The sequence below is a fragment of the Nocardiopsis aegyptia genome (genome assembly GCF_013410755.1).
GTDB lineage: Bacteria > Actinomycetota > Actinomycetes > Streptosporangiales > Streptosporangiaceae > Nocardiopsis > Nocardiopsis aegyptia.
The window spans coordinates 4935547-4948578 of the sequence record NZ_JACCFS010000001.1 but is presented as its reverse complement, the minus strand read 5'-3'; the positions used below and the strand labels follow the sequence as shown (position 1 = coordinate 4948578).

11 protein-coding genes are annotated in these 13032 nt (G+C 70.6%); 4 read left to right on the top strand and 7 right to left on the bottom strand.

From position 1 onward, the window contains the following. Positions 1-75 precede the first annotated feature (75 nt). Positions 76-1620 (bottom strand): sensor histidine kinase, encoded by a 1545-nt coding sequence (locus HNR10_RS22085; protein ID WP_179826507.1) that lies wholly within the window; start codon positions 1618-1620, stop codon positions 76-78. 142 nt (positions 1621-1762) lie between these two features. On the opposite strand from HNR10_RS22085, the gene HNR10_RS22080 reads away from it, so the two are divergent. Then, the gene (locus HNR10_RS22080; RefSeq protein WP_179826505.1) at positions 1763-2503 is read left to right on the top strand and encodes a GntR family transcriptional regulator; all 741 of its coding nucleotides are present in this window, start codon (positions 1763-1765) and stop codon (positions 2501-2503) included. Between the two features lie 404 nt (positions 2504-2907). On the opposite strand, the gene HNR10_RS22075 is transcribed toward HNR10_RS22080, so the two are convergent. From HNR10_RS22075 to HNR10_RS22060, 4 genes are all read right to left on the bottom strand, one after another. Continuing rightward, positions 2908-4236, bottom strand: a complete 1329-nt coding sequence (locus HNR10_RS22075; RefSeq protein WP_179826503.1) for an HD-GYP domain-containing protein — start codon at positions 4234-4236, stop codon at positions 2908-2910. Continuing rightward, complete coding sequence (locus tag HNR10_RS22070) at positions 4236-5606, bottom strand: HD-GYP domain-containing protein (RefSeq protein ID WP_179829892.1); 1371 nt, start codon at positions 5604-5606, stop codon at positions 4236-4238. Before HNR10_RS22070 ends, HNR10_RS22075 begins: the two co-directional genes overlap by 1 nt. Positions 5607-6456: 850 nt before the next feature. After that, positions 6457-6774 carry a mycothiol system anti-sigma-R factor gene (gene rsrA / locus HNR10_RS22065; RefSeq protein WP_179826501.1) on the bottom strand — a complete coding sequence of 106 codons (318 nt, stop codon included), beginning with the start codon at positions 6772-6774 and terminating at the stop codon, positions 6457-6459. Beyond that, the gene (locus tag HNR10_RS22060; RefSeq protein WP_179826499.1) at positions 6774-7439 is read right to left on the bottom strand and encodes a sigma-70 family RNA polymerase sigma factor; all 666 of its coding nucleotides are present in this window, start codon (positions 7437-7439) and stop codon (positions 6774-6776) included. Before HNR10_RS22060 ends, rsrA begins: the two co-directional genes overlap by 1 nt. 348 nt (positions 7440-7787) lie before the next feature. On the opposite strand from HNR10_RS22060, the gene HNR10_RS22055 reads away from it, so the two are divergent. The 3 genes from HNR10_RS22055 to HNR10_RS22045 all read left to right on the top strand — a co-directional run bounded on the left by HNR10_RS22055 (position 7788) and on the right by HNR10_RS22045 (position 10195). Continuing rightward, positions 7788-8609 carry a class I SAM-dependent methyltransferase gene (locus HNR10_RS22055; protein ID WP_179826497.1) on the top strand — a complete coding sequence of 274 codons (822 nt, stop codon included), beginning with the start codon at positions 7788-7790 and terminating at the stop codon, positions 8607-8609. A 93-nt stretch (positions 8610-8702) separates the two neighbouring features. Next, positions 8703-9128 (top strand): DUF4345 domain-containing protein, encoded by a 426-nt coding sequence (locus HNR10_RS22050; protein WP_179826495.1) that lies wholly within the window; start codon positions 8703-8705, stop codon positions 9126-9128. Positions 9129-9223: 95 nt separating this feature from the next. After that, positions 9224-10195 (top strand): acetylxylan esterase, encoded by a 972-nt coding sequence (locus tag HNR10_RS22045; RefSeq protein WP_179826493.1) that lies wholly within the window; start codon positions 9224-9226, stop codon positions 10193-10195. A gap of 87 nt (positions 10196-10282) precedes the next feature. Here HNR10_RS22045 and thiC read toward each other — a convergent pair whose 3' ends face one another. Beyond that, positions 10283-11959: a phosphomethylpyrimidine synthase ThiC gene (gene thiC, locus HNR10_RS22040; protein WP_281390150.1), complete on the bottom strand. Its 1677-nt coding sequence runs from the start codon at positions 11957-11959 to the stop codon at positions 10283-10285. Positions 11960-12172: 213 nt separating this feature from the next. Further along, positions 12173-13024, bottom strand: coding sequence for an SOS response-associated peptidase (locus HNR10_RS22035; RefSeq protein ID WP_179826491.1), 852 nt, complete (start codon positions 13022-13024; stop codon positions 12173-12175). Positions 13025-13032 lie beyond the last annotated feature (8 nt).

Genomic DNA, 13032 nt, shown 5'->3' with positions numbered 1-13032 from the left:
GGCGCCTGAGCGCTCGCACCCCCGCGGTCACGCCGAGTATTCGTGCCCTGCGGTCCGCATGGAGTGTGGAGGCGGTCAGGGGAGTTCCGGCTCCTCCTGTTCCACGGGGAGGGTGATGGCGACCTCCGTGCCACCGGTCTCCTTGGGCTTGATGGCCAGTGTGCCGCCCAGTTCGCCCACGATGAGGGTCCGCACGATCTGCAGGCCCAGGCTCGTGGTCCCCTCCAGGTCGAAGTCGGCCGGCAGGCCTCCCCCGTCGTCGGAGACCGCCAGTTCCAGACTGCTGGTCCCCGGGAACCCGGGACCGGCGTCGTAGCGCTGCACCCGGACCTCGATGCGGCCGGGGCCCTGGCCCAAACCGTGCTCGACGGCGTTCTGGACCAGTTCGGCCAGGACCATCGACAGCGGGGTGGCCACCAGGGCCGACAGCAGGCCGAAACCGCCCACGCGTCGGGGCACGACGACTCCGTCGGTCGAGGAGACCTCGGCCGCCATCTGTATGACGCGGTCGGCGATGTCGTCGAAGTCCACGACCTCGTCGGGGGTGTGCGAGAGCATCTCGTGCACGATCGCGATGGAGCCGACCCGGCCCACGGCCTCGTCCAGGGCCGCGCGCGCCTCGGGGATGTCCAGGCGCCGCGACTGCAGCCGCAACAGGGCGGCGACCGTCTGCAGGTTGTTCTTCACCCGGTGGTGGATCTCCCGGATGGTGGCGTCCTTGGTCATCAGCTCGCGCTCGCGCCGCCGCAGCTCGGTGACGTCGCGGACCATCACCAGGGCGCCGATGCGCACTCCGTCGATCACCAGCGGGATCGCCCTGATCTGCACGGTGACCCCGCGCGCCTCCACCTCCGCCTCCTGCGGCGCCCGGCCGCTGGCCGTGTAGGTGAGCGCCTCGTCGCGCGCCTCCGTCGACTCCGCCAGTTCCAGCGTGGTGCGGTCCAGCCGCGCCCCCACCAGGTCGGCCGCCAGTCCCAGGCGCCGGTAGGCGGACAGGGCGTTGGGGCTGGCGTAGACCACCTCGCCGTTCTGGTCCAGGCGCAGCAGGCCGTCGCCGACACGGGGCGAGCGCACCATGAGCGGACCCTGGTCCACGAAGGGGAAGACGCCCTCGGCGATCATCTGTGCCAGGTCCCCGGCACTCTGCAGGTAGGTGAGTTCCAGGCGGCTGGGCGTGCGTGCCGAACTCAGGTTGGTGCTGCGCTGGATGACGCCGATGAGGTTGCCCTGCCTGCGGACCGGGACCGTCTCCTCCCTGACCGGGACTCCCCCGGACCAGTCGGGATCCCCGTCCCGGCAGATGCGCCCCTCGTTCCAGGCACGGTCGATCAGCGCCCGACGGCCGACCACGCGGGGCGCCGTCCGCGACGTGAGATCGGTCATGTCGTCGAGCAGCACGGTTTCGACCAGGTCGTCCTGGAAGGCCGTCGGTCCGGTCGTCGGACGCATCTGGGCGATCGCCACCCAGCCGTCGTCGCCGCGCAGACGCACCCACAGCACGAGGTCGGCGAAGGAGAGGTCCGCCAGGAGCTGCCAATCGGAGACCAGGGCGTGGATCCACTCCAGGTCGGCTTGCTTGAGTGACGTGTGGCGTCGGATGAGATCACTGAGGTGAGGCACTCACAAATCATCCCATGAAGGCGTGCATACTCAAGAGATACGACTCGACCAGTGGTCCACACCAATCGGCGGCCCGCCCCCGCCGCCACGACCACCTCCGGACGGGCGTGTGGCAGAGCTCGGATCGCGGTGGAGGAGACTGATGACAGGTCAGCGCACACTGGACGGCAACCCCAGGGTGCCGAAGTACTACCAGGTGAAGAAGCAGTTGCTGGAGCTGATCGAGGCCATGCCGGCGGGCAACCCCGTGCCCCCGGAGCGGACGCTGGCCGCCCAGTTCGGCACCTCGCGCACCACCGTGCGGCAGGCACTGACCGAGATGGTGGTCGAGGGCCGCCTGTTGCGGATCCAGGGCAAGGGCACGTTCGTGGCCAAGCCGAAGGTCGCACAGGTCCTCCAGCTGACGAGCTACACGCAGGAGATGCGGGCGCACGGGCTGCACCCGGCCACCCGCATCCTGGACGTGAGCTACATCAACGCCGACGACCAGCTCGCCGAACTCCTCGCCATCCGGTCCGGCGGGCGCGTGCTGCGGATCGAGCGGCTGCGCCTGGCCAACGGTGAGCCGATGGCCGTGGAGACGGCCCACCTCGCCGCGCGGCGCTTCCCCGGACTCCGACGTCAGCTCGACCGCTACGCCTCGCTCTACGAGGCACTGGCGAGCGCCTACGACGTCTCCCTGGCCGAGGCGGAGGCCTCGATCGAGACGGTCCTGGCGACCCCCAACGAGGCCCGTCTGCTGGGCGTGGACGTGGGACTGCCCCTGGTCCTGCACTGCCAGCACAGCTTCGACGGCGACGGCCACCCCGTCGAGTGGGTCCGCTCGCTCTACCGCGGCGACCGCTACAAGTTCGTCACCCGCCTCCGCCCCCCGACAGACTGACCCCCGCCCCCGGGACCACGCCCGGGGGCACCCCACCCCTCATTGGTCCACCCCCGCCCTGTAGTCCAAGGGTCCTCCCGAGCCCCGGTGGCACTCGTCATCCTCCGCCACTCCAGTGGTCGGACACGCACATGCAGGTCCACGGCCCAGAGGGTGAGACGTAGGCCGGTCGGCCTACGCGGACCCCAAGGGGTCGAACGTGCAGTTGTGGTCCCGCGTGAGCCCAAGGGGGTGAAACGTGAGCGGTTCAGCTCGCCGTAACCCCAAGGGGTCTATCCGGGCCAAAGCGAGGAACGAGCGGAGGCCCAAAGAAAGCACGACGAGGGCGCCGACGCGTCCTGGAGTGGCTGGAGGTGTGTCCGTGAGGAACGAGCGGACACACCGGAAGGCGCGAAGGACGCGTCTCAAAGGCGCCCGAGCACCACGGCCAGCGCGTCCACCACGCGCGGGTCGTACTCGCTGTCGGTGTCCATCCGCAGGCGCTCCAGGACGGCGGCGCGGCGTTCCTCGTCGCTGTTGCCGCCGACGAGGTCGTCGAACGCGTTGGCGACCTTGATGATCCGGCTTCCCAGCGGCGGCACGCCCTCGTCCCCGTCGCCGTCCAGCGGCTCGCACTGGCGCCGGACGAGTTCGGCGACGTTGTCCAGCACCCCGGTCTCGCGGATGATCGCCGATCCCAGCTCGGCGATGCGCCGCTGTTCCCGGGGGGAGGCGAGTACGGTCGCCCCGCCCGCGATGGGCTCGCGCAGCGACAGCTGCCCGATGTCGTGCATCAGTGCCGCGTACTCCAGCTCCAGCAGCTGCGCCTCCACCAGGCCGAGTTCGCACCCCACGGCGCGGGCCAGGTGGCCGACGCGGCGCGAGTGCCCGTTCTCGACGTAGCCGCCGACCTCGGTGACCCGGCTGAGCGCGCGCACGGTCTCCAGGTAGGTGCGCCGTACCTCGGCGTGCCTGCGGAAGGCCACCTGCGACACCAGGAGGGGCGCGGTGAACACCAGCAGCCCCACGAGCCCGGTCACCGTGCAGGCCAGGGCGATGAGCACGCCGCTGGAGCCGATGGCGGCGCCCGCCGCGGACTGGGCGCGGATCTCGTCCCCCACGGCCACCAGCACGCGGGTGCGCAGCCGTTCGGCCCGCAGGACCGCGGCCACCATGGTGTCCGCCAGCCACGCGAGCACGACCAGGGCCGCCATCAGGAGCGTGGCGGTCGCCGACGGCCCGACCAGGGACAGCCCCTCGACCAGGGGCCGGAAGGTGACCGCGAGCAGCATCGCGACGAGGACCCGCCGGGCGACGCCCTCCACCTGCGGGCCGCGCCCCACGGCCACGTGCGGCAGTTCGCCCAGGGCCACGCCCAGGGCGACCACGGCCACGACCTGCCAGGCCGGGTACAGGACGGGCTGGTCGCCCAGGCTCAGCAGCAGCGAGTAGCTGATCGCCCCGGCCGAGGCGATGGGCGCGAGTTCGCGGTGGCCCGGCAGGGTGATGCGGGCGAGCTCGCCGACCGCGATCACCAGGCAGAAGGCCAGTGCCGTGTACGGCCCGGTGAATCCGGTGACGGCCGTCCAGCCCACGGCGGCCAGGGCGCCGGCCCCGACCGAGCCGACCAGGACGGCGCGCACGGGCCGATCGGTCCAGGGCACACCCGCGCGACGCCGGCCGGGTGGGCCGACCGCCGTCGGATCCGTCTCGGATCCGGTCGGCGCGGGTCCTTCGGACTGCCGCTGCGTCATCACCGGTCACGCCCGCCCGTCACTGCCTCGGCCGGCGCGGAGCCGGTGTCGGCGGCCGCGTCGGACGAGGCGGCCTGGGCGGTCTTGCCGTCCTGCTCGCCGGTGTCGGGCACGGGGGCCTCCGGTCCCTCGGTATCGGGGCGGTCGGTGCGGCCGTAGGTCCCGCCGGGCGGCTCCGCGATGTCCGGGGTCTGCCAGCCGTCCCGCTCCACGGCACGGACCAGGGCCTCGACCATCCGCGGGTCGAACTGGGTCCCGGCGCACCGCCGGAGTTCGGCGATGGCGTCCTCCACCGACCACGCCTGACGGTAGGAGCGGGTGGAGGTGAGGCAGTCGAAGACGTCGGCGACGCTGATGACGCGCGCCGACTCTGGGATCTCCATCCCCACCAGCCCCATGGGGTAGCCCCGCCCGTCCAGCCGTTCGTGGTGGTGGCGGATCCCGGCCAGGGCCTCGTCCAGGAAGCTGATCTCTCGGACGATCTCGTACCCGCGCGTGGGGTGCAGCTTGATCGCCGCGTACTCGTCGTCCGTGAGCTTTCCGGTCTTCTGCAACACCTTGGTGGGCACCCCGAGCTTGCCGATGTCGTGCAGCATCCCCGCGTAGCGGATCTTCTGCACCCGCTCGGCGGGCATACCCAGTTCGCGGGCGATCATGGCGGCGCCCTCGCCCACGCGCATGCTGTGGCCGCGGGTGTAGTAGTCCTTGGTCTCCACCGCCTGGCAGAGCGTGGCGAGCGTCGCCTCGTGCGCGCGGGCCTCGCCGGACTGCTGCGCGAAGGTCCAGCGGGCGATGAACAGCGGCAGCAGGACCAGCAGCGGCGCGATGAGGCCGACCCCGCCCCAGACCGCCGCGATGGCCAACCCGAGCATCTGGTAGCCGATGGACGACAGCTCGACGGCCATCAGCGGGCGCCAGCGGAACCGTCCGCCGCGGCGCTCCCGGACCGCGCCCAGGGTCCACATGAGCAGACCGATGAGCACGGAGTTGACGAGTGTGTGCGTGAGCACGGCGGCGACGTAGGGGAACACGACCGCCGGGAAGTCCTCCCGGGCCGGTTCCCCCACGGTGCCGCCGAGCAGCAGGTAGACGTGTCCGGCGGCGAAGGCCGCCAGCGCGAACTGGGCCCCGTTGAAGGACCGCTTGACCAGGTTCTGCCTGCGGATGGTCAGGCAGGAGGCGAAACCGACGACGGCCGCGCCGACCGGGCCCACCAGGACCACGGCGGCCAGTGACACCGCCGAACTCGGCGAGATGCCGGCCTTGACGTCCGCGACGACGATCGTGCTGATCGACTCCGCGACCACGAACAGGACCGCGACGAAGACCAGGGTCTTCAGATCGATGCCCGCATAGGGCCCGACGAGCATGATGGTGACCGCACTGACCACGACGATTCCGACGTAGACACGCGCGCCCGCGGGAAGAGCCCGCACCCCCGTTCACCCCCCACCAACGACGACCGGACTGTCATGGTTTCACCGGTTCTGTTCTACCACCAAGACCATCCGGAGACGGTGGTCGCGACCCATTGGGTGATAGCCAGTGCCTGGATCATGTGTACGAACATGTCTTGTCCCCTCTCCCCCGACACGGCGGTACGCGAATTCCCCGGCGCACGCCGCGTAAATTACCCCATTCGTTGGATATGGCGTCCAGTTTAACGGGCGCTCACGGCCCCCTGATTCACCACAACCCGAACCGGCATCGCATGTGCCCGCCAATTGGGTCATGGATTCCGAAACATGGAATTACGAATTCCATTAGTAATGATGAACAATGACTCTGAGTAATCAGCCGACATCGGACACTCGCCACCGATCGACGGGCACAACGGCACGGAGCGACACCCTTCCGCATGCTCCCGCCAGCACCAACTACAGGCAGTGACCGCCGTCACCCCGCATGCATCGGCCTGGTAAAAATCATTCCGAGTCGGTCACGACGGCGATTCGCCCGGGCGCGCCGGGCGTGTCGTGTCGGTACCGGCGAGTACGCCCGAAGGGCGGCATGACCAAAACTCCGACAGCGATGGGGAATCCGACACGACGGCCCCACAAACGACGACAAACAGACCACACTACGACATAGGACAGCAACAACCATAAACTCCGGCATACGCACAAAAAAGCGGCGACAACTGGCATTCCAGCTGTCGCCGCCCTGTGTTCACCGGGGTCCGGAGACCGAGAGCCTCCGGCTGCGGTGCTCCCCCGAATGTCAGGCGGGAGCCCCCGGGGAGTTCAGGCGTTCGGCACGCCCCTCGCGTGCCAATTCCTCGTTGCGGGCCTGCGCCAGGCGCCCGAGCACCTTGTCGCGAAGGTCCATGGGCACCGGGTCGCATCCGCAGTGCTTGGCGACGAGCTTCTTCACGGCCTCCTCGAGCCCGTACTCGTCGAGGCAGGGGCCGCACCCGTCCAGGTGCCGGCGGATGTCCTCACAGTTGCCCTCCTCAAGCTCCCCGTCGATGTACGTGTAGAGCTTGTCGAGCACCTCGCTGCACGGGGTGTCGTGGTCCTTGCCGTGGCCGCCGCCCATCACCGATCTCCTCGATCCGACCCATGCGCCTGTCCGGCCGCGGACGATCCCGAGGCGACGGCACCGGCGGCCTCGGCCGCGCGCGTCGCTCCGAGGAAACCGCGGTCCACCGCGTACTCCTCCAGTAGGGACCGGAGCTGGCGACGCCCTCGGTGGAGCCGGGACATGACCGTCCCGATCGGCGTCCCCATGATCTCGGCGACCTCTTTGTAGGCGAACCCCTCGACGTCGGCGAGGTACACCGCGATGCGGAAGTCCTCGGGCAGCTCCTGGAGCGCCCGCTTGACGTCGCTGTCGGGAAGGTGTTCCAACGCCTCGGCCTCGGCCGACTTCAGGCCCGCGGCCGTGTGCGAGGCGGCCTGTGCCAGCTGCCAGTCCTCGACGTCCTCGGTCCCGGCCTGCTTGGGCTCACGCTGCTTCTTGCGGTAGGAGTTGATGAAGGTGTTGGTGAGGATGCGGTACAGCCACGCCTTGAGATTCGTCCCCTGTTTGAACTGGTGGAACGAACCGAACGCCTTGGCGAAGGTCTCCTGGACCAGATCCTCGGCGTCCGCGGGGTTACGGGTCATCCGCAGCGCGGCGGAGTAGAGCTGGTCGAGAAAGGGCAGAACGTCCCTCTCGAAGCGCTCGTCCCGCTCCTCGGCTGTCTCCTGGCCCTGTTCCAAGCCCGTCGGCCTCCTCGCGCTGGTCCCAGCTGCGGCATCCATATCCACACGATACGGTCCCACACCCGTGACCCGCGCATCGGCGCCGCGTGGCGCCGACACCTCTTCCTCGCGTACGAGGCACGCACCGGCTGTCGCCATGGTCTGGCGCTCCTCCTTGTGATCTCACCCTCATCGGCCCGGTTTCCTGGCTCCGGGCGCGGTGTCGATCTCAACAACGCGTCGCGCGGACTGATTCCGCCCTGGGCGAAGCCGGTCCGCGCGACCTGCACGACTTTGTCGTTTGCCTCGGTCGACGGGGTGAGGCATGGCAGAGTGCGGGTAGGACCAATGAAGGATGGGAGAGGAGTGCACGTGCGTCCGTCCTCGACTCCGGCGTCCGATCGCCCCCGGTCTCCCGCCGCCCAGTTCGCCACCCCCGACCGACTGTCGGACTACTGGCGTTTCTACTGGGCGGTGGCGGAGGCCCAGACGGCGCGCTGGCTCCCGCCCACGCCCTCACGCCTGCTGGACCTGTCCAGCCCGGACTTCCAGGGCACGCCCCGTGCCGTGGCCGCCGGGCACGACGTGGTCACGCTGCTCCCGTCGCTGGACCTGGCCCAGCGCCGCCCGCTCACCCTGGTCAACGGGCGCGCGATGGTGCCGCCGCCCGCCCGCCGGGGACGGCTGCGCCGTGTGGTGGGCGACTCCGACTTCCTGCGCGGGTTCGCCTCGGAGGTCTTCGACGGCGTCATCGCCGACAACCGCGTCCTGTCCCGCCACCTGGCCACCGAGTCGTCGCTGGCGGAGGTGGCCCGGGTGCTGCGGCCCGGCGGCCGGGCGCTGGTGAGCGTCGACTCGGTGGTGCTGGGCATGGCCCTGCTGGCCGAGCAGGACTGCTGGCCGGAGCTGAGCCACGCCCCGAGCGCCGACGTCCTGCTGGTCCCGTGGCCGGACGGGTCCATCACCCGGTGCTTCACCGGCGAACAGCTCACCGAGACCCTCGTGGACGCGGGGCTGGAGCTGGAGTGGATCAAGCCGCGCACGGTCCTGTCGGCGTCCACGGTGGAGATGATGCTGGCGCGGGACCCCCGGTCGATGGGCCGCCTGGTCGAGATGGAGCTGCGGGCCACCGAGTCCGACGACTACGTCGGCGTGCACATGGTGGCCAGCGCCCGCAAACCGGGCTGACCTGCGGCGTGTTCGCGGGCGGCGCCCGTGTGGGAGCGCTCGCGGGAGCGGCCCTAGGTTCGGATGGAGACCCCTCGTGCAAGGAGTACCTCCGTGCGAAACGTCCGGGCCTTCCAGGCCCTCGTGGTCCTGTCCGCCCTCATCGTCCTGACCACCGGCGCGATGGACGTCGCCCTGGGCACCGCACCCCTGCCGGGTGGGGACGCCGTGCCGGTCAACGTCGACAGCAACTACCGCTTCTTCGCCGCCGTGTGGCTGACCCTCGGCGTCGCCCTGGTCGTCGTGGCCGTCCGCGTCCGGGAGCCGGGCTCGGTCCCGCTCCTGCGCCTGGTGTGCGCCGCCGTCGTCCTGGGCGGGCTGGCCCGGGTCTGGTCGATCGTGGTCGCCGGCGTGCCCGATCCGATGCTGCTGGGACTCCTGGGGCTGGAGTTCGTCCTGCCGCCGATCCTGTTCCTGTGGCACCGGGCGCTCACCCGCGAGACCGCGGTCCCGGTCTCCTCCCCTTCCGCCGCCCCCTGACCGGCTTTTCGCGACCTGCCTCCGGGAAAGAGGGAGGAAAGCGCTTACACTAGCGCTCGGAGAACCGCAGGCCCGCCAAGGACCCCTGGAGAGACATGGCCCTGTTCGACCTTCCCCTCGACGAACTCCGCACGTACAAGCCCGAGCGCACCGAGGCCGCCGACTTCGACGACTTCTGGGGCAAGACGCTCGCCGAGGCCGCCGAGTTCGACCTGGCCCCGGAGTTCGCCCCCGCCGACACCGCTCTGACCGGCGTCGAGGTCTACGACACCTCGTTCTCCGGGTGGGGCGGCCACCGGATCAACGCCTGGCTGCTGGTGCCCAGGAACGCCGCGGGACCGCTGCCGTGCGTGGTGCGCTTCATCGGCTACGGCGGCGGCCGGGGCTTCGCCGAGGACCACACCGTGTGGGCGGCGGCGGGCCACGCCGCTCTGATCGTGGACAGCCGGGGCCAGGGCGGCGCCGCCCACCACGCGCCGGGTGCCACCGCCGACCCCGACGGCGGCGCGTTCGCGCAGGCGCCCGGGATGATGACCCGCGGCGTGCTCGACCCGGAGACCTACTACTACCGGCGGCTGTTCACTGACGCGGTGCGGGCCGTGGACACCGCCGCCGGCCACCCGGCGGTCGACGCGGACCGGATCGCGGTGTCCGGCGGGAGCCAGGGCGGGGCCATCGCCCAGGCCGCGGCGGCGCTGCACCCGGGTGTGCGGGCGGCGGTGATCGACGTGCCGTTCCTGTGCCACATGCGCCGGGCCGTGGAGATCACCGGCAAGGAGCCCTACGCCGAACTGGTCCGCTTCCTGGCCGCCCACCGCGGCCAGGAGGAGCGGGTGATGCGCACGCTGTCCTACTTCGACGGGATGAACCTGGCCGCCCGGGGACGGGTGCCCGCGCTGTACTCCGTGGCCCTGATGGACGAGGTGTGCCCGCCCTCCACCGTCTTCGCCGCCCACAACCACTGGGCGGGCCCCAAGGAGATCACCGTGTGGCCGTGGAACGGGCACGAGGGCGGCGGCGGCGAGCAGCTGCGGGCCCAGCTGCGCTTCCTCGCCGACCTGGACTGACCGGTCGGGGCACGCCGGATTCCGGCCGGCCCCGACCGGCCCCGCCGGGGCACGCCGCCGCCGACCGGGCGGCGGCGTGCCCCGGCCTCAGTCGGCCAGGGGCAGGTAGACCCGGTTGCCGTGCTCGGCGAACTCCTCGGACTTGTCCGCCATGCCCTTCTCGATCGCGGCGACGGTGTCCAGTCCGTTCTCCTCGGCGTACTTGCGCACGTCCTGGGAGATCTTCATGGAGCAGAACTTCGGCCCGCACATGGAGCAGAAGTGCGCGGTCTTGGCCGGTTCGGCGGGCAGGGTCTCGTCGTGGAAGGCCTGCGCCGTCTCGGGGTCGAGGGCGAGGTGGAACTGGTCCTGCCAGCGGAACTCGAACCGTGCCTTGGACAGCTCGTCGTCCCACTCCTGCGCCTTGGGGTGGCCCTTGGCGATGTCGGCGGCGTGCGCGGCGAGCTTGTAGGTGATGACGCCGGTCTTGACGTCGTCGCGGTTGGGCAGGCCCAGGTGCTCCTTGGGCGTGACGTAGCAGAGCATCGCGGTGCCCAGCCAGCCGATCTGCGCGGCACCGATGGCGGACGTGATGTGGTCGTAGCCGGGAGCGACGTCCGTGGCCAGGGGGCCGAGCGTGTAGAACGGCGCCTCACCGCACAGCTCCTCCTCCAGGCGCACGTTCTCCGCGATCTTGTTCATCGGCACGTGCCCCGGACCCTCGATCATCACCTGCACGTCGTGCGCGCGGGCGATGTGGGTGAGTTCGCCGAGCGTGCGCAGCTCCGCGAACTGCGCCTCGTCGTTGGCGTCGGCGATGGAGCCGGGTCGCAGTCCGTCACCGAGGGAGAAGGTGATGTCGTACTCGCGGAAGATCTCGCAGAGTTCCTCGTAGTGCGTGTAGAGGAAGCTCTCCCTGTGGTGGGCCAGGCACCACGCGGCCATGATGGAGCCGCCGCGCGAGACGATGCCGGTGACGCGCCGGGCCGCGAGCGGGACGTAGCGCAGCAGCACGCCCGCGTGCACGGTCATGTAGTCGACGCCCTGCTCGGCCTGCTCGATGATGGTCTCGCGGTAGACCTCCCAGCTCAGCGCGGTGGGGTCGCCGTTGACCTTCTCCAGCGCCTGGTAGATGGGGACCGTGCCGATGGGGACCGGCGAGTTGCGGATGATGCGTTCGCGGGTCTCGTGGATGCGCTTGCCGGTGGACAGGTCCATCACGGTGTCGGCGCCCCAGCGGGTCGCCCACACCATCTTCTCGACCTCCTCGGGGACGGAGGAGGTCACCGCCGAGTTGCCGATGTTGGCGTTGATCTTGACCAGGAAGTTCTTGCCGATGATGGTCGGCTCGGACTCGGGGTGGCAGCGGTTGACCGGGATCACCGCCCGGCCCAGGGCCACCTCCTGGCGGACGTACTCGGGGTCCATGCCCTCGCGGGCGGCCACGAACCGCATCTCGGGGGTGATGGTCCCGGCCTTGGCGTGGGCGAGCTGGGTGACCGCGCCGTTGACCGGTTCGCGGGAGTCGATCCAGGCCTGCCGGGTCCTGGGCAGCCCGGAGTGGACGTCGATGAGCGCGGAGTCGTCGGTGTACGGGCCTGAGGTGTCGTACAGGTCGAAATGGCTGCCGTTGCTGAGTTCCACCCGCCGCTGCGGGACGCGGAGCGTGAGCCCCTCGGGGGTGTCGATCTCCCGGTGCACCTTGGTCGATCCCATGATGGGACCGGTGGTCACCTGGTGCACGTCGGTGGTGGAACCGGTGTCGCGGCCGTCAACAGCCGTCATGGCATGCCTCCCTACGTCGGAATTACCCGAACAGGTTCTGCGGTCGGCGACACCGTTGAGTCGCCCTCTCAGCCCGCCATGGTGCGAGCTCCCGCGTTGCTTATTCACATGTGGCACGTCGTGCGTGCGGGGCGCCCCCGTCGGGGGCACCCGGCCCTGTGGCCTCGCACACCATATCCGTCCCCCACCCGGACCTGTCCAGGGGCCCGGAGGTCAGAAAAGTGTGTCCGGTTCCGGTCCGGAGGTCGCCGCGACCGGCGTGAGCAGGTCGGGAGCGTTGTTCTTGATGGTGTTGACGTCGGTGGAGACCTCGTCCACGGCGAAGGCGTCGGCCGGGGTCCGCGCGAGCACATGGAGGAGGTCGTCCGGCCGCGCCTCCGGGTCCAGCCAGGTGGACCAGGTGGCCGGGGGCAGGACGACGGGCATCCGCTCGTGGATGTGCGCGAGGGCGGGCGCGGCGTCGGTGGTGACGACCGCGCAGCTCCAGAGCCAGCCGGCGGGGTCGTTCTCGTCGGCCTCGGGGTCGCGCCACCGCTCGAAGATCCCGGCCATGGCCAGGGGCGCGCCGTCCGGGTAGCGGATGGCGTAGGGCTTCTTGGCCGCCTTGGACTTGCGCTTCTTGTGGTGGGGGTCGGTGACGGGCGAGGTGCTCGGCTCGACCCGGCCGTCCCTGCCGACCAGCTGCCACTCGTAGTAGGCGTCGGCGGGCAGCAGGCAGCGCCGGCGGCGGAAGGCGGTCCGGAAGGCGGGCTTGTCGGCGATGGTCTCGCTGCGCGCGTTGATCATCCGGTAGCCGATGTTGCGGTCCTTGGCCCAGGAGGGGACCAGGCCCCAGCGCATGGTGTGCAGGGAGGCGGGGCCGGGTTCGGCGCGCCCGGTGCCCTGGGGCGGGGGTCCGAGCACCGCGTACACGGGGCGGCCGGGCGAGATGTTGTAGTCCGGCGGCAGGTCCTCCAGCGGCGGCCACGCCCGGGGGTCGGGGTTCTCGGGCAGGGCCTCCTCGGGCAGGTCGAAGGCGAGCTGGAGCTCGTGCTGGTTCCGGGACTGGGCATAGCGACCGCACATGGGTGTGA

Coding starts and splice junctions, on each gene's coding strand:
- thiC (WP_281390150.1), bottom strand. CDS start 11,959: ATGACGGCTGTTGACGGCCGCGACACCGGTTCCACCACCGACGTGCAC.
- HNR10_RS22035 (WP_179826491.1), bottom strand. CDS start 13,024: ATGTGCGGTCGCTATGCCCAGTCCCGGAACCAGCACGAGCTCCAGCTC.
- HNR10_RS22080 (WP_179826505.1), top strand. CDS start 1,763: ATGACAGGTCAGCGCACACTGGACGGCAACCCCAGGGTGCCGAAGTAC.
- HNR10_RS22075 (WP_179826503.1), bottom strand. CDS start 4,236: ATGACGCAGCGGCAGTCCGAAGGACCCGCGCCGACCGGATCCGAGACG.
- HNR10_RS22045 (WP_179826493.1), top strand. CDS start 9,224: ATGGCCCTGTTCGACCTTCCCCTCGACGAACTCCGCACGTACAAGCCC.
- HNR10_RS22070 (WP_179829892.1), bottom strand. CDS start 5,606: ATGCTCGTCGGGCCCTATGCGGGCATCGATCTGAAGACCCTGGTCTTC.
- rsrA (WP_179826501.1), bottom strand. CDS start 6,774: ATGGGCGGCGGCCACGGCAAGGACCACGACACCCCGTGCAGCGAGGTG.